General features: G+C 35.7%; 15 protein-coding genes, 2 tRNA genes and 2 pseudogenes. 10 read left to right on the forward strand and 9 right to left on the reverse strand.

Going from position 1 to position 21,096, the window contains the following annotated elements:
• Positions 1–22: 22 nt before the first annotated feature.
• Both PVV60_RS04500 and PVV60_RS04505 read right to left on the reverse strand, forming a co-directional pair.
• A complete protein-coding gene (locus tag PVV60_RS04500) occupies positions 23–1,426 on the reverse strand; it encodes a DEAD/DEAH box helicase (protein WP_273723447.1) in 1,404 nt (467 codons plus the stop codon).
• A 146-nt stretch (positions 1,427–1,572) separates the two neighbouring features.
• Complete coding sequence (locus PVV60_RS04505) at positions 1,573–2,346, reverse strand: NAD kinase (RefSeq protein ID WP_273723449.1); 774 nt, start codon at positions 2,344–2,346, stop codon at positions 1,573–1,575.
• 261 nt (positions 2,347–2,607) lie between these two features.
• Between PVV60_RS04505 and PVV60_RS04510 the strand changes: the two genes are divergently transcribed.
• The 3 genes from PVV60_RS04510 (at position 2,608) to PVV60_RS10740 (ending at position 4,251) form a co-directional block, all read left to right on the forward strand.
• A tRNA-Arg gene (locus PVV60_RS04510) sits at positions 2,608–2,684 on the forward strand.
• Positions 2,685–3,424: 740 nt separating this feature from the next.
• Positions 3,425–3,640 carry a YbfB/YjiJ family MFS transporter gene (locus PVV60_RS04515; RefSeq protein ID WP_273723450.1) on the forward strand — a complete coding sequence of 72 codons (216 nt, stop codon included), beginning with the start codon at positions 3,425–3,427 and terminating at the stop codon, positions 3,638–3,640.
• Positions 3,641–4,035: 395 nt separating this feature from the next.
• Positions 4,036–4,251 carry a hypothetical protein gene (locus tag PVV60_RS10740; protein ID WP_342752786.1) on the forward strand — a complete coding sequence of 72 codons (216 nt, stop codon included), beginning with the start codon at positions 4,036–4,038 and terminating at the stop codon, positions 4,249–4,251.
• A gap of 890 nt (positions 4,252–5,141) precedes the next feature.
• Here PVV60_RS10740 and PVV60_RS04525 read toward each other — a convergent pair.
• Entirely contained in the window at positions 5,142–6,710 is a 1,569-nt protein-coding gene (locus PVV60_RS04525; RefSeq protein WP_273723452.1) for a TerC family protein, read from the reverse strand.
• 439 nt (positions 6,711–7,149) lie between these two features.
• Between PVV60_RS04525 and PVV60_RS04530 the strand changes: the two genes are divergently transcribed.
• Positions 7,150–7,225 (forward strand) — tRNA-Lys (locus PVV60_RS04530).
• A gap of 1,561 nt (positions 7,226–8,786) precedes the next feature.
• Here PVV60_RS04530 and PVV60_RS04535 read toward each other — a convergent pair.
• The 4 genes from PVV60_RS04535 to PVV60_RS04550 all read right to left on the reverse strand — a co-directional run bounded on the left by PVV60_RS04535 (position 8,787) and on the right by PVV60_RS04550 (position 14,589).
• Positions 8,787–9,740, reverse strand: coding sequence for a YbhN family protein (locus tag PVV60_RS04535; RefSeq protein WP_273723453.1), 954 nt, complete (start codon positions 9,738–9,740; stop codon positions 8,787–8,789).
• A gap of 15 nt (positions 9,741–9,755) precedes the next feature.
• The gene (ybaL, locus tag PVV60_RS04540; protein ID WP_273723454.1) at positions 9,756–11,507 is read right to left on the reverse strand and encodes a YbaL family putative K(+) efflux transporter; all 1,752 of its coding nucleotides are present in this window, start codon (positions 11,505–11,507) and stop codon (positions 9,756–9,758) included.
• Between the two features lie 99 nt (positions 11,508–11,606).
• Positions 11,607–14,120, reverse strand: a complete 2,514-nt coding sequence (gene secD, locus PVV60_RS04545) for a protein translocase subunit SecD (protein ID WP_273723455.1) — start codon at positions 14,118–14,120, stop codon at positions 11,607–11,609.
• A gap of 91 nt (positions 14,121–14,211) precedes the next feature.
• Positions 14,212–14,589: a hypothetical protein gene (locus PVV60_RS04550; RefSeq protein ID WP_273723456.1), complete on the reverse strand. Its 378-nt coding sequence runs from the start codon at positions 14,587–14,589 to the stop codon at positions 14,212–14,214.
• Positions 14,590–14,769: 180 nt separating this feature from the next.
• Here PVV60_RS04550 and PVV60_RS04555 point away from each other — a divergent pair, with 180 nt between their 5' ends.
• The 5 genes from PVV60_RS04555 to PVV60_RS04575 all read left to right on the forward strand — a co-directional run bounded on the left by PVV60_RS04555 (position 14,770) and on the right by PVV60_RS04575 (position 19,720).
• Positions 14,770–17,145: a mechanosensitive ion channel family protein gene (locus PVV60_RS04555; RefSeq protein WP_273723458.1), complete on the forward strand. Its 2,376-nt coding sequence runs from the start codon at positions 14,770–14,772 to the stop codon at positions 17,143–17,145.
• Positions 17,139–17,411, forward strand: coding sequence for a hypothetical protein (locus tag PVV60_RS04560; RefSeq protein WP_273723460.1), 273 nt, complete (start codon positions 17,139–17,141; stop codon positions 17,409–17,411). Before PVV60_RS04555 ends, PVV60_RS04560 begins: the two co-directional genes overlap by 7 nt.
• 575 nt (positions 17,412–17,986) lie before the next feature.
• Positions 17,987–18,940, forward strand: coding sequence for an outer membrane protein (locus PVV60_RS04565; protein ID WP_273723462.1), 954 nt, complete (start codon positions 17,987–17,989; stop codon positions 18,938–18,940).
• A 291-nt stretch (positions 18,941–19,231) separates the two neighbouring features.
• Entirely contained in the window at positions 19,232–19,414 is a 183-nt protein-coding gene (locus tag PVV60_RS04570) for a hypothetical protein (protein ID WP_273723464.1), read from the forward strand.
• 156 nt (positions 19,415–19,570) lie between these two features.
• Complete coding sequence (locus tag PVV60_RS04575; RefSeq protein ID WP_273723466.1) at positions 19,571–19,720, forward strand: hypothetical protein; 150 nt, start codon at positions 19,571–19,573, stop codon at positions 19,718–19,720.
• A gap of 158 nt (positions 19,721–19,878) precedes the next feature.
• Here the strand turns inward: PVV60_RS04575 and PVV60_RS04580 are convergent, their stop codons facing one another.
• Positions 19,879–20,325, reverse strand: coding sequence for a phage major tail tube protein (locus PVV60_RS04580; RefSeq protein WP_273723468.1), 447 nt, complete (start codon positions 20,323–20,325; stop codon positions 19,879–19,881).
• Positions 20,325–20,953: pseudogene (locus PVV60_RS04585) on the reverse strand (phage tail sheath family protein); the annotation flags it as partial. The gene PVV60_RS04580 and the pseudogene PVV60_RS04585, both read right to left, overlap by 1 nt.
• On the opposite strand from PVV60_RS04585, the pseudogene PVV60_RS04590 reads away from it, so the two are divergent.
• Positions 20,919–21,096 (forward strand): annotated as a pseudogene (locus tag PVV60_RS04590) (lytic transglycosylase); the annotation flags it as partial. The pseudogenes PVV60_RS04585 and PVV60_RS04590 overlap by 35 nt on opposite strands.

Here is a 21,096-nt window from a genome sequence, read left to right on the forward strand (position 1 = left end):
TTAAAGGGAATAAAGAATGGGTTTATTTACACGTTTTTATAAGCATGAAAGCAGGAATATCATCACCAAATCCAAGGGGCGTGTAATTCTTATTTTTTCGTGGGCGTTGTTTCTCAGATGGCTTCTCTTTATTATTTGCACTTTTGATATATTCTGTTTTATTCTCTTCTACAGATTTTTTAGCGTGAGCAACGGACTCTTTGGGAGCAGTTTTCTTTGATGATTTTAAAGATTTTTTCTTTACAACAATATCTTCTGTTTGATCATCGGCTATTAAAGTTGAGAGATCTCCATTGAGCCATTCAATTTTTTCATTACTCATTTCCTCAATGGCATTGATATATTTTTGATCAGCTTTTGTGACAATTGTAAAAGCTTTTCCGCTACGATTTGCACGCCCTGTACGACCAATTCGATGGATATAGTCTTCAGCATGTGTAGGAACATCATAGTTAAATACATGACTTACAGCTGGAATATCGAGCCCACGGGCAGCAACATCAGAAGCAACAAGAAGCGTAAGTTTATTATTTTTAAAATCAGCTAGGGTGTTCATGCGCGAATATTGGTCCATATCTCCATGAAGTGCCCCTACATTAAAATTATGTTTGATGAGCGATCTAAAAAGTTCGGAGATATCTCTCTTTCGATTACAGAAAATGATTGCATTTTGAAGCTCTGCACCTTCATTTTGGATCAGCTCTCGTAAAATCGCTCTTTTATCCCATGATTTATTTCCAGATTTGACAAGCCATTGTGTAATTGTGGTAGCCGTTGAGGAAGCTTTTGTAACTTCAACAGATACGGGAGAATGTAAAAATTGTTTCGTTAGTTTTGCAATTTCTGGCGCCATTGTTGCAGAAAAGAATAAAGTTTGACGCGTAAAAGGAGTTAGCTTACAGATACGTTCAATATCAGGAATAAAGCCCATATCCAACATGCGATCAGCTTCATCAATCACAAGGATTTCAACACCCATTAGAAGTAGTTTACCGCGCTCGCAATGATCAAGAAGGCGCCCTGGTGTTGCTATAAGAACATCAGCTCCCCGTTCAAGTTTGCGATCTTGGAGTTCAAAAGAAACTCCGCCAATCAAAAGAGCAACATTTAAACGATGATTTATTCCGTATTTATCAAAATTTTCTTCAACTTGAGCTGCAATTTCCCGTGTTGGTTCTAAAATGAGTGTACGGGGCATTCGTGCTCGTGCACGACCTTTTTCAAGGAGAGTGAGCATAGGCAATACGAAAGAGGCGGTTTTACCTGTGCCTGTTTGGGCGATTCCTAAAACGTCTTTTCCTTGAAGGACATGCGGAATTGTTTCACTTTGAATAGGTGTAGGAGCTCTATATCCCGCTGATTTTACCGCATTAATAACCTTTGCGGAAAGACCTAAATCATCAAAACTGTTTAAAGATGGTATCATTTTTTTATCAATTGCTCTGTGATTTTAACTGTGCTATCTAAATGATGATTATAATCAATACTCTACACTCTTTAAAAGTGTTAAGATGTTTTCACAAAAAAACTAACTATAACAATCATATACATATAAAACGCATAATACAATCATTAATAGCGAAATTGTTCTGATAAAATGCGCTCATCCCATGAATGATTTGAGTCAAAAAGGATTGAAGCTGTTACTTCTGTTGCCATTGAAATAGTAACTGAATGGACAGATTTAACTTCAATATTATCTGCAGCAGCGTTGACAGGGCGTTTGTCAGGTTCAAGCATATCAAAACGCACTGTTACTGTATTGGGAAGTAAAGCTCCATGCCAACGCCGAGGGCGAAAAGGGCTAACGGGAGTGAGGGCCATAAGGGGGGCCATAAGAGGTAAGATAGGTCCTTGTGCTGATAAATTATAGGCGGTAGATCCAGCTGGTGTAGCGACGAGGACACCATCACAACTTAATTGTTCCATGCGTACGTTGTTATCAATGGTGATGCGAATTTTTGCGGCTTGATAAGATTGCCGAAAGAGGGATACTTCATTAATTGCAAGCGCCTCGATAAAATCTTGACATTCAGATTTTGCAATCATACGCAGGGGATGGATTTCTTTTTTATGTGCGACAGCAATACGATGGGGCAATTTTTTTTCATGAAATTTATTCATAAGAAATCCTACAGAACCTTGATTCATGCCATAAATAGGTTTTCCTGTGTACATGACGTCTCGTACGGTTTGTAACATTGTCCCATCACCACCAATTGCAACAACAATATCAGTTTCTTCCAGAGAAGAATGACCATAAACCGAAATTAACTTATGGGTAGCTTTGATAGCGTCCTCAGTTTCTGCGGAAATAAAATGAAAGCGACTTGGTAACGTAGTCATTTAAAAATTATCCTGATACTTATAATTTATGTTGTAACTTATTTTTGAGAGTTTTGAAGTTGCAATAAAAACTCTTTTTATAATAAAAAGAGCATTGAATAAAGAGAAGTTATTTCAAGGTAAAGTATCATTGAAAAGTAAGAGGAATGCGTCGTTAGATAAGTTACAAACAAGTAATTTTTATTAGAATGATAATTTAGCATTGAAGCTAAGAGTATGATTAGTTAAAAGAGCATAACTGATTTTAATGATCAGTTTGAAGCACCCGTAGCTCAGCTGGATAGAGCGCTGCCCTCCGAAGGCAGAGGTCACAGATTCGAATTCTGTCGGGTGCACCAAATTCTTCAACTTCATATCATCCTAAATAGCAATATTACCTAAAAAGAAACCACTTTACCTCTTCTATGAAAATGGTCGTTTGAGTTGTTTATTAAGTTTTGTAGCGGATAAGAAAATGATTTTAAGAGAAGTAAAATTTATGGCTGCGTATATAATTTTTCAGTTAGTCATTTTGAATATCGAGATAAAAAGCCAGATTATCTAAATATGCTTTCAATTTAACTATAAATATTTATAACATAAAAATACATATAATCCAATATCTTATTGTATAACTTATCTGGCGATGTTGACAGTAGATCGCTAAATATATTGTTCTGAGCATTAAAATAGATAGCTAAATTTGCTTTTATTCTATTTGGGGCGCTAAAGGTTGTTATAGTGAGATGGAACGCGGATGAGAAATATCACTAGTTAAAGAATAATAATGGGAAAAATAATCGTCAAGATTTGAATTGGTTCAAAACGCTGTATCCAGTATGGTTATTATGGTTTTGAGAATGGGTATCGGGCAATTTCTCTATACACCAATATTGTCAGTTATGTTGGATGAGTGATTGTTTACCTTTAAGCAACTTTCTTATATAGTTAGCGCTAATTATGGTGGTTATTTAGTTTGGGGGTATGTTCTTTACGCTTGGCAGAATTTGGATTATATCTCTTGCTCTTCGCATGCTATCTTGTGCAGCTATAGTAATGGTTGCACTTATTATTTCTATGGCGTTAATACTTAGTCCTTTTGATCCGTTTTGCTGTTGGTATTGCGAGTGTAGCAATGATGGTTTTGGGTTTTATTATGGTCATACAGCATAGCCATAATCGGCGGATTATTGCTTCGCTTTATGCAGGTGTAGGAGTTGGTATTCTACTAGGTAATGAATATGTTATTATTAGTTTGAACAGGGCGCTTGATGCGATCAACATTTGGTTTGGAGTCGGCTTAATGCTTGTTTAAAACTTTTTAAAACATACAGGTTTAATTATGACAACGATATCAACAAAACAGCCCCGTTCTTGCTTCCATTGCAAATGAAACCGCTTCTGTTAATAAAAGATCCCAAAAATATGAATTGACCAATCAAATGGATTGTGACTGGTCATATATTATATCGCATTCGTACTTTAAAAGATTTTGGTGATGTAAAAAAGGCGATCTAGGTGGTTTGATTGAAAATGAAAGCAACCTCTCTCATGATGGCAATTGCTAGGTTTCTGATAATGCCTGTGTTGTAAAATCTGGTCGTATTTATAAAAGCGCAAGGGGCTATGGCAATGCTGTTATTGGTGTCTATGTGTATGGCAATGCCTTAATATGTGATAAAACCCATGTGTATTTTGGTGCTCATGTTTATGACAATGCTCGTTTTTCTTATAATGTTTGAGTTTATCATTATGCGCGGGTTTATGGGAATGCAAAATTATCTGGTAATGCACGTACTCACAGCAATGCCGCGGTTTATGATCATGCTGTTGTTAAGCAAGGTTTACGGCAATCTAGAGTGGGGTGTCATGCTGATGTATATAGCTCTGTTTATGGCAATGCCAAGATTTCTGGTTATTTCGTAATTAGAGGTATGTATATGGTAATGCAAGAATAAAAAGACATAGCGACTTATATTCGGTTTCCATAATTTGTGAGGTTTATGAAAGCGATAACGTTATTAAGATTGATAAACAGAATAAATGATAGACGAGGGGGGCGCCTTTTTGATGGCTATAAAACCCATCATAAAAGAGAGAATGCATAAAAGAAAGCCGTGCCAAGTGATATGACGCGGCTTTTAAATAGAGGTACTACAGATCATACAAAAGAAATCAATAATGAACGCATATATACAAAACGTATCATATTGCAAGCACTCTATTCGATTGATTAAAACTTATCAAAAGGAACGTAAATGAACAGATATGATCTTTATCACTCATTTGAATTACAGAACCTATAAACACTTTTTTATGGCTATAAAACATATTAAGAATAACTCCCTCATTTTTGAGGTGGTCATTTGAAACAAAGCACATTATTAAAATGCCTCTTTTAAAACGTTTCAAAATATCAAGCTCAAAATCTAGCTGAGTGAATTGAAATAATTTACATTCTAAAATTAAACCTATCAAATAAATTAAAATGCTTGGTAGGTTCATATCAAGATAATCAAGAAAAAATGCGTATTAAGTGAATATCTGTAACAAAACCCGTTTTTTACATTTACCAAGCATTGGTTTTTAAAAGCAGCTTTTCATAAGACAATAAACAATCGCTTTTTATAAAACCTAGGTTTCAACCGTTTCTTATAGAGATCTCATTTTATGTTTCAAACGTTTAAATGTTCATTTAGTGAGATTCTCATAAGTGTATTTTCATTTTGCACTCAAACATATAAGTTATCAACTTCCTATTCTTTTCAATTTTTCATCATAAAAAAATCTTTTATTCATCTTGCTTATAAAAAGAATTAGCTTTTTTCTGGTAAGATAATTGGAGAAATAAGGATTTTAGATATGTTTCGGCGTTCCATTTCAATCACTTTAAAGTGTAAACCATCCGTTTCAAAACTTTCTCCTTCATTTGGTAAATGACCAAACTGCCAAAGCATAAAGCCTGCCAGAGTCGTATAACGATCTGCTTCATCCACAAGGTTACGCCCAAGATAACCACTTAAACGGCGGATATCAGCATATCCCTCAACAAGAAGACTGCCATTTTCAAGTTGTTCTGCGATCATGAGTTCTTCATCATCATCAGGAAAGTCTCCTGCAATAGCTTCAAGAATATCGGTTGGTGTCGCAATTCCTTCAAAAGATCCATGCTCATCAACAATAATTGCAAGCTGAATCGAAGAATGACGTAATTGCTCCATCAATCCTAAAACACTTGTGTTTTCATGAACAACGAGGGGTTCTCGCATAGCTTTTTTCCAATTAATCTTTTTTCCTTCAGCCAAATTCAAAAGAAGATCTTTTGTCAACGCAACGCCAACAAATTCATCCACTTTTTCACGCGCAAGAATTAAGCGGCTATGTTTAACCTTTTGTAATTCTTCACGCATTTCATTTTCATCAGCATTTAAATCTAACCACTCAATCTCATTACGTGGCGACATGATAGAGCGAACAGGGCGATCAGCTAAATCGAGAACACCACGAATCATCTCCTTTTCTTCTGGTCTGAACAACTCAGAAGCTGCAGCTTGTTCAGCAATAACATCTACAGTCTCAGCAAGGTGACTATCTTTGCTTCCTCCTCCTAAGAGCCTCAAAACAGCATCAGCTGTTCTACTGCGTAGATCATTCGTTTTAATCATTTTTTCACGGTTACGACGTCCAATTTGATTAAAAGCTTCGATAAGAACAGAAAAACCAATAGCAGCATACAAATACCCTTTTGGAATATGAAAACCAAATCCTTCAACAATGAGAGTAAAGCCAATCATCATCAAAAAACCAAGACAAAGAATTACAATAGTGGGATGACGATTAATAAAACGCATAAGAGCACCAGATCCGCACATCATCACTCCCATAGCAGCTATAACTGCGATATACATAACTGCTGCTTGCTCTTTTGCAATCATACCTGTTGCGGTAATAATGCTGTCTAGTGAAAAAACGGCATCCAGCACCACGATTTGAACAATTACTTGCCAAAAAACAGCATAAGCAACGCCTGTTTTTCTTTCATGTGATACCCCTTCTAACCTTTCATGTAATTCTAGCGTTCCCTTTGCTAGCAAAAAAGCTCCCCCCCCAATTAAAATAAAGCTATGCCAACTAAATACAACAGATGAAAGTGAAAGAATTACCCTATCGAGTCTCATAACCCATCCGATAACTGTAAGAAGGAAGAGCCGCATAATTAATGCTAAAGTAAGACCTAGAAAGCGTGCGCGGTCACGCAAATGTAGGGGCAATTTTTCAGCTAAAATTGCAATAAAGATAAGGTTATCTATTCCTAAAACAATTTCGAGAAAAACCAGCGTGATCAAACCAAACCACGCATGGGGATCAGTGATCCATTCCATCATTCCTTACCTTTTAGAAGCTTAAAAGCGTGCGATTGACAAAAAAAATTCATAGGCTTTTTTCGTATATTGGATCATGAACATTGAATGTAAAAAAAATTTATATTCAACGAAAAAAAACAGCAAAATATTGTTTGAATCCATGTGATTATTGATAAAACAAAACAATGCCCCATCCCGCTTACAACCACAAGAAGGTTCCTCTAAACTTTGCTCGGGCATTATGCTCGATAATCCTCTAAACTATAGGTTCTGTATAACAATCAGAACATTTATTTATAAAGATTCCTATAATGGGGTTATTTTTATATAAGATCAAGTGGTGAATATCATATTTTTAACCTTACAGACAATGAGTCTATATAACAAACAACAAAATATCTGGACATCCATCCTTAGGAGCGTTATAGAAACGTTCATTCTCATCTTTTGGGAAGCTTATGGGTGATTAGCTCAGTTGGTAGAGCAGCTGACTCTTAATCAGCGGGTCGTGGGTTCGATCCCCTCATCACCCACCACTCGATTTTATACCATAAATAACTTATTGATTGTGTAAATTTTTTAAGGTACGAGTTGCTAAATAAAATTGGGCAGTAGGATTTCCCATATGTGTTTGTTTAAAAGTAAAGATTGTTGATATAGCTTAGTCATCAGGTTTTGTACTTTTAGGGGATTTAAAGATCTTTTAATGCGTATTGTTTCTTTTTTAATCAATTGGTAAGGAGAAGTTTCTTACCGACAATTGTGTTATTTAAAGGGGTATAAAAATCAACGGTTTTCACTTCTTTTAATATAAATTGATTAAATTTTTTTGGATTTTTAGCATATTGTCTAAAGATAGAAGAAAATTTACACTTTAGTTGTGTCAGAAGCGTGAATATTTTTTGGTAACTCTCCCACTTAAATAAAAGATATCTGTAATAATCATCAGTATTCCAAGAGGATAAATCAAGATAAAACAAAGTAATTAGCTGGACATAACAAGAATAAAATTAGATCAGCTTAATTATTTAAAGCTCATACCTGCTAAACAACAGAAAATAAGCTTTAATAAGGCTTAAAGTTTTTAAATATTAGATTGTACAGTTACGCTATACTATTTTCCCGTTAGCTTAATCTCTAAAAATATAAACATTAAGAAAACTGCTCAGAATCATTATAATATATTGATTTATAATAATTAATTATTCTTTGTTTGAAAAAACTTTAATATCATAAACTTCTTTTATTTTAATCCCTCTTATAATGAATCAATTAAAATCATTCATTTGTGCATCATAAATGGGATTAACGTGTGGATAAAGACTATTGAAGAAAAGCATAAAAATGATTTTTATTAACGTTCTTAGGCGCTAAAAGTTATCACAGCATTGGAAAAATAGTATAATGGTGCAGTCTTGCTCTTTTATTAAGTATAAAGATGACGCTGCAACAATGGCTTTACTATTATACCATTCACGGGTGTTGTTTTGTAATGGGAAGAGCGCTGAGAGAGGTTTCTTAAAAAAGATATGTAAATTGGCAACACGATGGTGTTTTTTCTCTTTAAGAGGCTTGATTCTATTAAAGAACGTAACAAACAAAAGCGTGACGCAATATGTATACACATTATTCCTATATTTTTGAGAAATAAAAATTTTGTAAAGTTTTTTCTTGCCTTTTTGTATGATCATTTGCGAGATTTTTTATTAAAAGGGTCCTTTAATTATTATTTATCTATAATACTTTTTCTTTTTCAAATAATAAAATGAAGTTATTTTCAAATAGAGGTCCTTAATTTTGAGCATATATTTTTTGCAAAAAATTTTGCAATCATATGCTTTATCCAACATAAAAATCGATTACACAATGAAATAGTATCTTTAATATTCAAGCTTATAGGAGTTTTTTTTGAAAGGAAAATAGAAAAATATTTCTATGTTTTTTATAAATAAGATTTTTATAAAAGGGGACCTTCAAGTTTCAATGTGAAAAAGATAAATAAATAATGATTGTATTAATTTACATATATAATTGAATTTAGCGTGATTATAATCATTTATAGGTACACAAAAAAAGAAGTCGTTGATAGCCTTTTATTTATTCAGGTGGTGTTTTGGAGGCTCTTTTCCAATATTGTTGCGCTTCAAAAATGACGACCACAAACAATGAAATGATGAACGGTATAATCAAATAAAACATTCTAAAGACAATAAGTGCTGCAATAACATCAGTTGGATTTATGTTGGGCATGCCTGTTATGAAGAGAGCTTCAAGAACTCCTACTCCTCCTGCTGGAGCATTGGAGAGAAGAGTTATCGTAAAAGATGCTAGAAAAACACCAAGAACAGAGATAAAATGAATATCTGCATTGTGTGGGAGAACAGCATATATAATTCCTGCTGCTCCTAAAAGCTCTAGAGGGCTAATGAGAAGCTGCTGAATCACAATTTTCAGCCGCGGATAGGAAAGTTGAATTTTCTTACCCAAACGTAAGGGTTTTAACTGAAGCCAGCTGCCAAACGTATAAAGTGCTATACAGCTGAGTAAAATTGCTCCAACCGTTGTTCCTAGCCATTTAGGAAGTTCTTTATGAATGAGGGTGATAATTTCGGGTTGCAGCACCAAAACGATTCCAAAAAGTAAGATTGTGCCGATTACAAAAGTAAAAGAGCAAAAACCTACTAATATGGCGATTTCTGTTCCGTTTAATCCTTTCATTTTATAGGCACGATAGCGCACAACGGCACCAGAAAAAACTGAAGCACCGATATTGTGTGAAAGAGCGTAGGTTGTAAATGAACATATAGCGATAAAAATCCAAGAAATTTTATGGCCTAGATGTTGCAAGGCAATTCGATCATATCCAGCAAGAGCAGCATAAGCTAGGAGAGAACATAAACAGGCTAATAACCATTGCTGTGCATTTAAATCGCTCAAGCGCTCCAATACATCCCCAAATGAAATGGTAGAGAGCTTCATGTAAAGAATTCGAATAGATACCAGCATTGCTAAGATACCAATCAATGGCCATATAAATTGCTTTATTTTCACGATTCTGTATCCATTTTATGTTTTCTGTAAATCTTCATGATTGAGCATATTCCTTACAGATCTTCGTTCTGTTATATACTCTATAATGCCATTGGCAATTTCTTCATCATCTGTTACTACAACATCAGCACCTAAATCAATGAGATAAGTTGTTTCTGTGTCGGATAATGCATGTGTGATTATCTGGATATCTTTTTTCATATCACGTATATTCACGATACATTCTCCTACTTCAATGGTACTTCGCATTGTAATAACAACTTTATGTGCATTATTTATATTTGCTGCGTTCATTATTTCTTGTTGAATGATATTGCCACAAATAGCCTCAAAGCCATCTGCAATCGCTTTATCAGAGAGGCGTTTTGATTCTTCTACGATCACTATAGGTTTATCTCTATTGATTAAAGATAATGCAACACACTTACCGATACGACCATAGCCAATAATTACGATATGGTTATTTTTTAAGGTCATCGGTAAAAAATCTTGGTCTGGGTCTTGTGGATCAATATCAATAATTGTTTGGGTGTTTTGTGAAGATGCAGAATTTTTTTCTAGATGTTTTTTAATTTTATTACAGGCAATGAAAACAAGAGGATTGAGCAAAATAGAAAAAATTGCTCCTCCAAGAATTAAATCATGAGCGTCATTGTTTAAAAGTCCTAAGCTTAAACTTAAACCAGCAAGGATAAAGGAAAATTCTCCGATTTGGGCAAGGCTTGCAGCAATAGTCAAAGCTGTTGCATTAGAATAGCGAAAAGCCTTAACGATGAAAAAGGCAACAGCAGATTTTCCGATTACGATAATAAATAAGGTTGCTAAGAGAGGAAAAAAATGAGTTAAGAGTTTCTCTGGGTCAAATAACATGCCTACAGAAACAAAAAAGAGAACAGAAAAAGCATCGCGCAGTGGTAAGGATTCTTCGGCGGCACGGTGGCTTAATTCTGATTCGCTCATAACCATACCAGCAAAAAAAGCACCAAGAGAAAGAGAAACACCGAATAAATGAGCGGCTCCGAATGCTACTCCTAATGCAATAGCAAAGACGCTAAGACGAAATAATTCACGTGATCCCGATTGTGCGCTCATTTTTAAAAGCCATGGGATAACGCGTCGCCCAATGACGAGCATAAGTGCGATAAATACAATCACTTTCAGTATGGTGAGACCAAAAATACCCCAAATACTTAAATCCAACCATTGAACAAGAGGATCCAACGCTTCTTTTTTGGTATTGCTGAGTGCACTTGCTAGGGAAGGGATGAGGACAAGTATAAGGACCATTGCTAAATCCTCAATAATCAACCATCCAACGGCAATGCGTCCTTTTTCTGTTTCAATAAGATGACGCTCTTGTAAAGCGCGTAGCAGGATAACAGTACTTGCTATGGATAAAGCGAGGCCGAAGATCAAACTACCACTGAAACCCCATCCCATAATCAAACCAAGGCACAAACCTAGAAAAGTAGAAAATGCCATTTGTGCAATAGCAGCGGGGACAGCAATAGCTTTGACAGACAAAAGGTCTTTTAATGAAAAGTGGAGCCCAACACCAAACATTAGCAAAATAATACCAATTTCAGCAAGTTGATTAATAATGACGGAATCTATTTTAAATCCGCCTGTATTGGGTCCCACAATAACACCAGCTAACAAATAGCCTACAAGTGGTGAAATACGTAAACGGCTAGCAAGCATTCCTAAGAGAAATGCTAAACATAAACCTGCAACAATAGTTGTGATAAGTGGTGTGTCGTGGAGCATGGATTATTTACTATTCTTGATCAAAAATCGAGTGAGTGAAAATGACTACATTTCTATGAGAAGAGAGGAGAGATGTATCATACGCATTAAAGGACATTTTTATTTTATTTTGATATTTGCACGATTATTTCGTTCACGCCACCAATTTCCTAGCAGGAGTAAAATAGGAGCAGCAATAAAGATAGAGGATGATGTTGCAATAATAATCCCAAAGACCATGGGTAATGCAAAATTATGAACAGCACTTCCACCCCATATCGCCATGGGGAGCATAGCAAGAATTGTTGTAGCTGATGTAAAAAAACAACGTACAAGAACCTGATTAATTGACAGATCAATCAGTTCGCGCAACGGCATTTTTTTATAAAGGCGCATATTTTCGCGCATCCTATCATAGACGACAACTTTATCATTTATAGAATATCCAACAATTGTTAAGAGCGCAGCAATAGCCGTTAAATTAAAATCAAATTGAAATAAAGCAAAAAAGCCAATCATTTTGGTGGTGTCTAGAATGAGAGTGATAATTGCTCCAATGGCAAAGAACCACTCGAAGCGTAACCATATATAGAGAGACATGGCAATAGCCGCAAGAATAACAGCAGTAAAAGCAGCTGTGGCAAGCTCGCCTGAAATTTTGGGACCAACAACTTCTATTTGATCGAATGTGGTATCGGGATAGATATTTTGTACAGCTGTTTTGACCTTATCAATGGCGATGGTTTGTTGTGCTTCGCTACCGCTTTGTTTCTGCATGCGAATTAATACGGTATTTTCGTTATCAATATTTTGCAAGGTAACTTCACCAATATTAAGAGTAGAAAGCTTGGAACGCAGAGTTGCTAGATCTGCTGGTGCTTTCGTGGTAATACTCATCTGGCTTCCGCCAATGAAATCAATTCCGAAATTCAATCCAGGCTTAAAAAAGAGAAAAACTGAAGCTATTGATAAAACAATTGAAACGCCAATACCAATGAAGCGTGCTTTCATAAAGTGGAAAGTTGTGTTTTGTGGCAGGATGTTGAAAGCAGAGTGGATATGCAATTTTTTAATCTTCCATTTACGAACGATCCAAATCATGATGATGCGTACAATGGTGATATTTGTAAACATGGAGATGATAATACCAAGCAACATTGTGACGGCAAAACCACGAACAGGACCAGTACCGAACCAAAATAGTAAGACGGTCGCTATAATTGCTGTAACATTTGCATCAACAATGGTTGCAAAAGCGTGTTTAAATCCACGATCTAGGGCTGCAAAAGCACTCACACCTTTTCGACTTTCTTCACGGATACGTTCATTGATGAGAATATTAGCATCAACGGCAATACCGATGCCTAAAATAATACCAGCAATACCAGGCAGGGTCAGCGTAGCTCCTAAAAGACTCAGTGCAGCAAACGTTAAAATCGTGTGTAGAGCTAGTGCTATATTGGCAATTAATCCCCAAATACGGTAGAGAAGAAAAATAAAAATTGCAACAAGAATAAAGCCAATTATGCCGGTGTAAAGTCCCATTTGGATGGCATCAGCACCAAGATTTGGGCCTACGGTTCTCTCTTCAATGACTGTGAGTGGTGCGGGGAGGGAACCAGCACGAAGCAGAGCAGCCAGAGTTGAGGCTTCTTTGGCGTCAAAGTTTCCTGTAATTTGACCTTGTCCATTGGGAATGACACTATTGATGGTCGGAGCGGTTAAAACCTTATTATCCAGAACAATGGCAAAAGGACGGTTAATATTTTGTCGTGTTATATCGGCAAATATTTTTGCGCCAGCGGAATCTAGTGTAAATGAAATAATGGAACGTCCTGGTATTTGGGGGTCAAAACCTGCACGAGCATCTTTCAGGACATTTCCATCTAAAGCGATTTGATCATAAATTGCATAATGTTGTGTTGCATCAGTGTATCCAGGGAGAATAGAAACACCTATAGGGGGATTATTGGGGTCCACATTAGAAGGAACAAGATGAAAACTCATCTTAGCGGTTGTTCCTAAAAGATCACGCAGTTGTTTTGGATCTTGTAGACCAGGCAATTGGACCATAATACGATCATTTCCGACCTTTTGGATGGCTGGTTCTGAAACACCAACTTGATCTATACGGCGACGGATGATTTCTAAGCTTTGTTCAATAGCATTGCTTACACGGTCTTTTATACCAGCTTCCGTTAATGTGATGCGGAGAGTTTCATTTTGAGCACTGATCGTGATGTTATGTTCTGTTGTGCCAAAGCTACTGTGTATGGGGGTTATTAATGTTTTCAAAGCAGAGAGTGCTTTTTCAGTTTGCGATGGATCTGAAATAAGGGCAATAACGCTATCTTCAACGATACGCACACTTGAGGTGCGAATTTGTTTTTCACGCAATACATTGCGTACACTGCCTAAAACTATGTGTAACTGATCGCGTTTTAACGTTTTGCTATCAACCTCGAGCAGGAGGGAAGAGCCTCCTTGAAGGTCAAGGCCAAGTGCTACACGGGTGTCGGGTAAGAATTTCGAGTTTTTAACTTGTTCGTGTGAAAATAAATTGGGTAAGGCAACATAAATGCTGCTTAAAAGAATAAAACAATAAAGGGTAGTTAACCAACCAGGTGTACGCATGATATATTCCGCTAATAGGCAATCTAACAGTTATTTAAAGTTAAAAGCACAAATAAAATAAGATGATCGTTTTATAATTCAAGGAAGAGAATTAAGAGTACTTATTGGGAGGAGCGCGTTTATTTGAGAAATATTGCATTTTAATGTTACAAAATCGTGTGTCAACAGCTGGAATCTTTATTAAAAAGAAATCCAATGTTAGGATTCTTTGAAAGGTTCTCATAAAAATAGATTCTGCATGGGGTGTTACAAGTTTTTTGTTTTCAGTTGTGGTAGTATTCAACTGATCATACTTATTTTGTAAATCAAATCTATTCGTTTTAATGATATTGTTGGTGTGTGATTGTTTGATTAAATAAGCACGCGTTCCTAGGTTGCTCGTCAATAATACCCCTAAACTGGATAAAAAAATCCAAGTTGTCAAAGGAAGAAAATTTTCTTTTTTGCAATAGAGGTGCAAAAAACACATGCTAGAGTGCCTTCTTTAATCTTATTGAGTTCAGCTTATTTATATCCTTTTCTCTTATTATCAGTATTATAGGATAAGGGAAAGCTTTTATAAGATTATTCTATAAAAGTTGAAAATATCTTCTTTATACCATATTAAAGAGAAGGGGGATAAAATCCTTTTTGTGCGCATAAGGTAGATATGTATACATTTTGTAGAAAAAACATCCGCATAATTTTCCTTCTTTTGGGGATTATCTTTGTATTTCATTCTGGTGCATGGGGGAATAGGGGTGCACAAAATACAATTGTCGAACAAACAATTACTTCTTATTCAGTTGATGAAATTGTTCAACAACAACAGTTGATTATTGATACTCTTGAAGAAAATACTGAAACTTTAAAAAGAGATTTTGACAGAAAGCCAGAAAATGAGCGTGCTTTAGAAGAATTGCGGTTACGTGCACAAGATATCAGTGAACGTGCTATTGAGGCAGCATTTGTTTTGCGTCCTCCTCTTAATGAGATTAATACACTTCTTGATCAATTAACGGAGCTCCATCGTGACGTAAAAAAACTGAAAAGCTCAGTAACGGAATATTCTTACTTGATAGAGCAAAAAGATAAAATTAACAGTATCATGCTTCGTTTTGAAGAGATTTTCTTAGCGGCAAATAGAATAGCTGAACTTTCTATTTCTCAATCTCGGGAGCTTTTTAAACGCACACTTACGTATAGGCTTGAGTTTTCTATTCCGATGGTTCAACATCTCGCCCAAAAAACAAAAGAGGCTTTATCAGATTTTCTTTTTTTGTTAAATTATTGGTGGAGTTTTATATTTTATTTCAAGTTGTTACAACTATTTCTTTCCTTTTTAATCCCACTTTTTATTACTTTGGGTCTTTCATATTTTTCTCGAAAAGTTCTTGTTCATGTGTATTGCCACTTTAGGAAGTCTAATGAGGAAATATCTTATTTACAACGCTTATTGATCGCTTTTATTTCAGTTCTCTTACCTTCGCTTGTATGTACTCTTTGCGTTTATCTTGTGTTGTTTTTGTTTCGTAGTTTTAACTTAGATCCAGGTAAGCTTACACCAGTTTTTGATATGATAGGTTGTCAAATTATTTTAGTATTTTTAATTAATCGCTTAGCGATTGTTCTTTTATCATCGAATATACCCCATGTGCGTCTTCTCAGTATTGCACCATTGTCTGCTTATCAATTAGTGATTCTACTTACTTCTTTAGGGGGTGTTTTGGCATTTGACGCTGTTCTTGATAGTATTTATGAAATCATTTCAGCGCCTCTATCTTTGACAATTGCTAAAAGTTTTATTGCTGTTTTTCTTGTAGCGATATTGCTGTTTATAATATCATTTGTACCTTTGCGGTTTAGACGTAGGCGTCTTCAAGGAGAAAAAAAAGAGCCATACTTTTGGCCATTTTATATACGCATTCCTCTTATTGGCTTGGGATTACTGCTCTTTGTGTTGAATTTTTTAGGCTACGTTGGTCTTGCACGTTTTATTATGCAGCAAATTATGATTGATGGAGCATTTTTAGTTCTCATGTATTTAGGAATACGAAGCGCTCAAGCACTTGGAACTAAAGGACAATTTATGAAAACAACGGTTGGTCATCTTTTGATGCAGAGGTTTCATTTAGAAGAAAAAACGATGAATCAATTGGGAGTTTTTGTGAGCGTCTTTTTCAATTTATTTGTTGTTGTCTTTTGTGCAATGCCAATTGCTGTACAGTTTGGATTTTCCTATTCTGATTTGAAAGCAGTATTGTGGCAATTGGTTACCGGTTTTCAGATTGGAAATATTACTCTTTCTTTGATTTCTCTTGTAACAGGAATTATTTCTTTTTGTGTTTGCTGGTTTCTTATTCGCCGATTTATTGGTTGGTTAGATAGTGTGGTGTTGGTTCATGGAGAGTTCGATTCTGGTATCCGTAATTCTATCAAAACAGTGATAAGTTATGGAGGCGTTGTTGTCTCTGCTTTGACGGGATTGTCAATGGCAGGTTTGGATCTTAGAAATTTCGCTCTTATTGCTGGAGGACTTTCTCTTGGTATAGGTTTTGGTTTACAGAATATTGTCCAAAACTTTGTCTCTGGACTTATTATTTTAGTTGGAAGACCATTTAAAATAGGAGACTATATAGAATCTGGATCAGTCGCTGGTGTTGTTAAGCGTATTAATGTGCGTGCAACAGAACTTGAGACCATTCAGCGTAAGACGATTATTATTCCCAATTCAAGCCTTATTAATAACAACGTTAGTAATTGGACACGACGCAATAAAGTAGGACGAATTGATATACCAGTTACTGTATCATCTAAGGTTGCTCCAGAGCATGTTGCTGAAATTTTGTTGGAGATTGCTTTTGCAACAGAAGGCGTTTTAAAAAGTCCTACTCCGCAGGTGAGTTTTACAGCATTTGATCATAAGAGTTTCTCCTTTAATTTAGCTATTTATGTGCCTAATATTACTTCACCTTCTCATGTAACCAATGCTCTTCGATTTAGCTTATATAAGCGTTTTGCTGAGGAAGGAATCCTAGAATGCTGAAATATATTTGTGCTTTGATTACAGTTATTCTGTTGAATCTTTTTACCATAACAGCTTTTGCTGCAACAGTGAAGAATACTGATTTAAAGATACAATCTCTCGTTGTTGTCGAAGGAAGTATACCTTCAAAAATTTCTTTAAATACTCATCAAATAATTACAATTTGTATGAAGGGATGTTTTATAACTTTTCCTAATAAAGACCGTTTTGCAATAAAGGCAGATGATAATATAGAAATCAGTAGGGGAAGAGCAATTTTTAAATAAAATGATTGAGAATTTTTATTTGGAGACAAGATTTAGAAGGATAATGATATTGTCGTATTAATAATCTCATCCTTTAGAAAATTGTATAAAAAAAGGTATAGTTTTAATATAAAATAGGTGTAATTTTTTATACTATGTAAAATTTACAGTATGCATTTTGCATGTAAGAATATTAAGGTATTTATAATTACTTTTAATGAACATCGATTCTCTAAAAATAATTACATTATTTTTAGCATTTTTCTCATAAAAAAAAGGCATAAAATATACTATTTTATGATTTTTTGTTGTATTTTAAATACAAAATGTTTTACACCTTCTCATTTTAAAAACATAATAAGTATTTTTATTAAATTTTTATTATTTTAATATTGATTTATTATAATATTTTAAAATTTATTTGATAATATTAAATTTTGATGTAATGATATATTGTAATGATATATTATTATAGTTATAGATTTAATATGTAACGATAAAGGAGTACATGCGATTTTGCTGCATAAGATTTTATAAAACTTTGTTTTTCTAAATGTGATTTTTGATTATATAATTTAGCAATGGGGTATAATTTTATGAATACAAAATTTATAACAGCGTCTGTTTTTTCTTTGATTTCGCCTTCTATAGTACAGGCTGCAGATGTGGTGGCTCATGAAGAGCCAGTACATGTTGCCTCAGAAGTTGTTGCTTCTTCACCTTTTTCTTGGGGAGGTATTTATTTTGGGGGGCAAGTTGGTGGCTTTTCAAGTAAGACTTCTGCAATAACGCGTGATGTTGATATTCCTCTCTATCCTGATGAGGAGAGTAAAAGTAAACCATGGGTACCTGTCGAGAAACAGTATATGCCTGAGCTTTCTGGATTTATAGGTGGTTTTTATGCGGGTATTAATTTTGATCTCGGTAATAATTTTATTGTGGGGATTGATACGGATATGCTTTTAACGGAAAAAAAGGATACAAAAACAAGATTTCATGCTGATGAATCAAGTGCTGGTGGTGATCCTGGTGGATCAGGCACTGAAAGAGTGGGTACTGAAGGAACGGATATTGAAGGATCGGGTACTGAGGAGCCATCTATAGAAGAAAAAAGTCGAAAAAGGGCAAAACTTGTCAGGAGACAGGGTAGAGGCTTTTCTCGCTCTGTTGCAGAGGCTAAAGAAGAGAAAAACAGTTTAACTTTTAATCATACGTTAAAACAAAAATGGACAGGTGCTACACGGGTGCGTGTTGGGTTTTCTGCGGGGCGTGTAATGCCTTATATTGCTGGTGGTGTTGCTTATGGACAGTTTCAAGATATTTTGTCGACAGTAATTACGGGAGATGAGCCATTTAATAGGACATCGGATGTAACAAAAACGATGATTGGCTATACTCTCGGTGGTGGTGTTGATTTTGCAATGACAGATCATCTTGTTATGCGCGCGGAATATCGTTACTCAGATTTTGGTAAAAAGAAATTTAAAGACGAGATTGAAGTTAAGTATAAGACGAATGATTTTCGCGCAGGAATAGCTTACAAATTCTAGTTTTGTGGGATAAAAGAGCTTAAATTTAAGAGGTCCTATCTCTTTGATAGGGCCTTTATTTTTTTATTTAACTGCCTTTTATATATAATCTTGGTACCAGATGAAAGTGCTTCAAGCGCGATTCAAAAGGTAGTTCGAAGAATAAGAACGGGTGATAGACAGTCTGTCTTATCTGTAAAAAATCTATCTAAAGGCAAATATGCTGATAGAGCTGGTTTATGGCTTATCAAAACTGCACCAGATCAAGGATGATGGTTTTTTAGGTTTGACCTCAATAAAAGACGATGAGAAATGAGATTGGGCTTTTGTAGTAATGTACTTTTAAAAGAAGTACGGTTCAAGGCTTCAGCTTGTCGTGATCTTTTGGATCAAGGAGTTGCTCTAATTTATCAAAAACAAAAAGAAAATTTGTGTCGGGCAGGGGGGATTTCATTACAAGAAACTGCCTCTAGTGCTTTTAAAGCAAAAAAATGAAGGAAAAGCAGCAAGGTGGTTAACACATCTTGAATTATATGTTTTCCTAAACTTGTTGATACGTTAATCACTGAACTGACGCAAGTTGAGATAAAAGGATGTATTTTTCCCATTTGGAAGACAAAAAACGAAACAGCAAGTAAAGCTCTATCCCGCTTGAATATAGCTATAAAACATGCGGCAGCACTTGATATAGATGTGGATATGCAATTGGTAGCGAAAGCTTTATTAGAAAAGTTTATTCAAAATACCAAAAATATTCCAGCAATGCCATGGAAAGAAATGCCTAAGTTTTTTCGATCTTAAAATGATGAGCTTGTATCAAATCTAGCCTTAAAACTTCTTATTTTGACAGGGTGGCGTTCTATGCCAATCAGGCATATTCAGTCAGAAAAGATTTATGCATCAATATGGATTATCCCAAAAGAAAATATGAAGAGAATTGTTGGAAAGGTTTATGATTTTCATGCTCCGCTTACAGCTGAAGCGCTTGCTGTTATTGAAAAAACTCTCCCCTTTGAAAAGAATGGTTTTCTATTTTCTGATCTTAAAGGGAACTCCATTTCTGATGCTACCATTTCAAAGCCTTTGCATAGTCCTCTCATGGTAATGACAACACCTTCTGCGGGTGTGCCTTGTGCTTGCATTGAACTTCGTAATGAAATGTCGACATCAGTGCGTCCCAACAGTGTCATTAATTCTGGAGAGCAATCAGAAATGGTCATGGTGAGAATGAGAGTTTCAAGACCAAGGTCAACTTCAATGGAAGAATCCATGCCTCCGCCACGATAACTTTCAACAACCAAATTCAAATTCGGCAATGTTACGCTTTCACATTTTGCTTGATAGGGAATACCATCGACAAAAATGTTAAAATATTTCAAAACTCTTGGTAAAACGGGGATAGCCATTAAAAGATCTCCTCTAAATAATCATTCACAATGCGTGAACGGAATGTGATGTGTTCTGCTGGTGTTGTTGGTGTGAATTCGACATTGAAATAGACTCTGCCGCCTTCAATAGCGCTTGCTGTATTCAACTCTGGATCGGGCGTACAACGCCCACCAAGAATGGCGCCTTGTGCTTTTAAATCACGCAAATAGGCATTGACGCTTTCACTCACGTCACTCATGTAGTTTTTTTGATATTGCGGTCGACAGCCCATAGATGCCCGCGCAAAATGGCATCATTGATCATATCTGCGGTTCTCACCACCGATAAGAAAGCAAATTTTGTATCACTTGAAAGGGTGCGATTACCCCAGAGGCGATAACCATTTTCACGAATAATGGTTGTGATGTTTTGTTCGTTAAGAAGGTTGGCGCGGCTTGATCTGTCCCCAATGGAAAAATCAATGGGGCGAGCAGTTCCAACAATGCCATTGATCACTTTGTTTGAAGGTGAATGCCAAAACCCGTGTGTAAAATCAGTTTTAGCAATGACACCGGCAACTGCTGCACTTGCTGGCTGTTCTACAATTTTTCTATCATGATTTATCTTTACAAAAGGGGCAACGATAATGGCGCGCCTTTTGCAAAATCCCCATGCTAATGCAGCGCAAATTGTTGGCAGCAATGCGGTTGGTTTGAATGGTGGTAACAGCGGCATGCGTGCAAGTGATTTTGTTAACCGTGTGTTACAGATGTACGGAGGACAGCCTTATCGAGCAAGTCCTACAGCGC

The sequence above is a fragment of the Bartonella sp. AU18XJBT genome (genome assembly GCF_028618595.1).
Classification (GTDB): domain Bacteria; phylum Pseudomonadota; class Alphaproteobacteria; order Rhizobiales; family Rhizobiaceae; genus Bartonella.

What these genes read in the sequence shown, in the direction of transcription:
- PVV60_RS04500 (WP_273723447.1), bottom strand. Translation starts at nt 1,426, where the DNA reads ATGATACCATCTTTAAACAGTTTTGATGATTTAGGTCTTTCCGCAAAG.
- PVV60_RS04505 (WP_273723449.1), bottom strand. Translation starts at nt 2,346, where the DNA reads ATGACTACGTTACCAAGTCGCTTTCATTTTATTTCCGCAGAAACTGAG.
- PVV60_RS10740 (WP_342752786.1), top strand. Translation starts at nt 4,036, where the DNA reads ATGACAATGCTCGTTTTTCTTATAATGTTTGAGTTTATCATTATGCGC.
- PVV60_RS04525 (WP_273723452.1), bottom strand. Translation starts at nt 6,710, where the DNA reads ATGATGGAATGGATCACTGATCCCCATGCGTGGTTTGGTTTGATCACG.
- ybaL (WP_273723454.1), bottom strand. Translation starts at nt 11,507, where the DNA reads ATGCTCCACGACACACCACTTATCACAACTATTGTTGCAGGTTTATGT.
- secD (WP_273723455.1), bottom strand. Translation starts at nt 14,120, where the DNA reads ATGCGTACACCTGGTTGGTTAACTACCCTTTATTGTTTTATTCTTTTA.
- PVV60_RS04550 (WP_273723456.1), bottom strand. Translation starts at nt 14,589, where the DNA reads ATGTGTTTTTTGCACCTCTATTGCAAAAAAGAAAATTTTCTTCCTTTG.
- PVV60_RS04555 (WP_273723458.1), top strand. Translation starts at nt 14,770, where the DNA reads ATGTATACATTTTGTAGAAAAAACATCCGCATAATTTTCCTTCTTTTG.
- PVV60_RS04560 (WP_273723460.1), top strand. Translation starts at nt 17,139, where the DNA reads ATGCTGAAATATATTTGTGCTTTGATTACAGTTATTCTGTTGAATCTT.
- PVV60_RS04565 (WP_273723462.1), top strand. Translation starts at nt 17,987, where the DNA reads ATGAATACAAAATTTATAACAGCGTCTGTTTTTTCTTTGATTTCGCCT.
- PVV60_RS04570 (WP_273723464.1), top strand. Translation starts at nt 19,232, where the DNA reads ATGAGATTGGGCTTTTGTAGTAATGTACTTTTAAAAGAAGTACGGTTC.
- PVV60_RS04580 (WP_273723468.1), bottom strand. Translation starts at nt 20,325, where the DNA reads ATGGCTATCCCCGTTTTACCAAGAGTTTTGAAATATTTTAACATTTTT.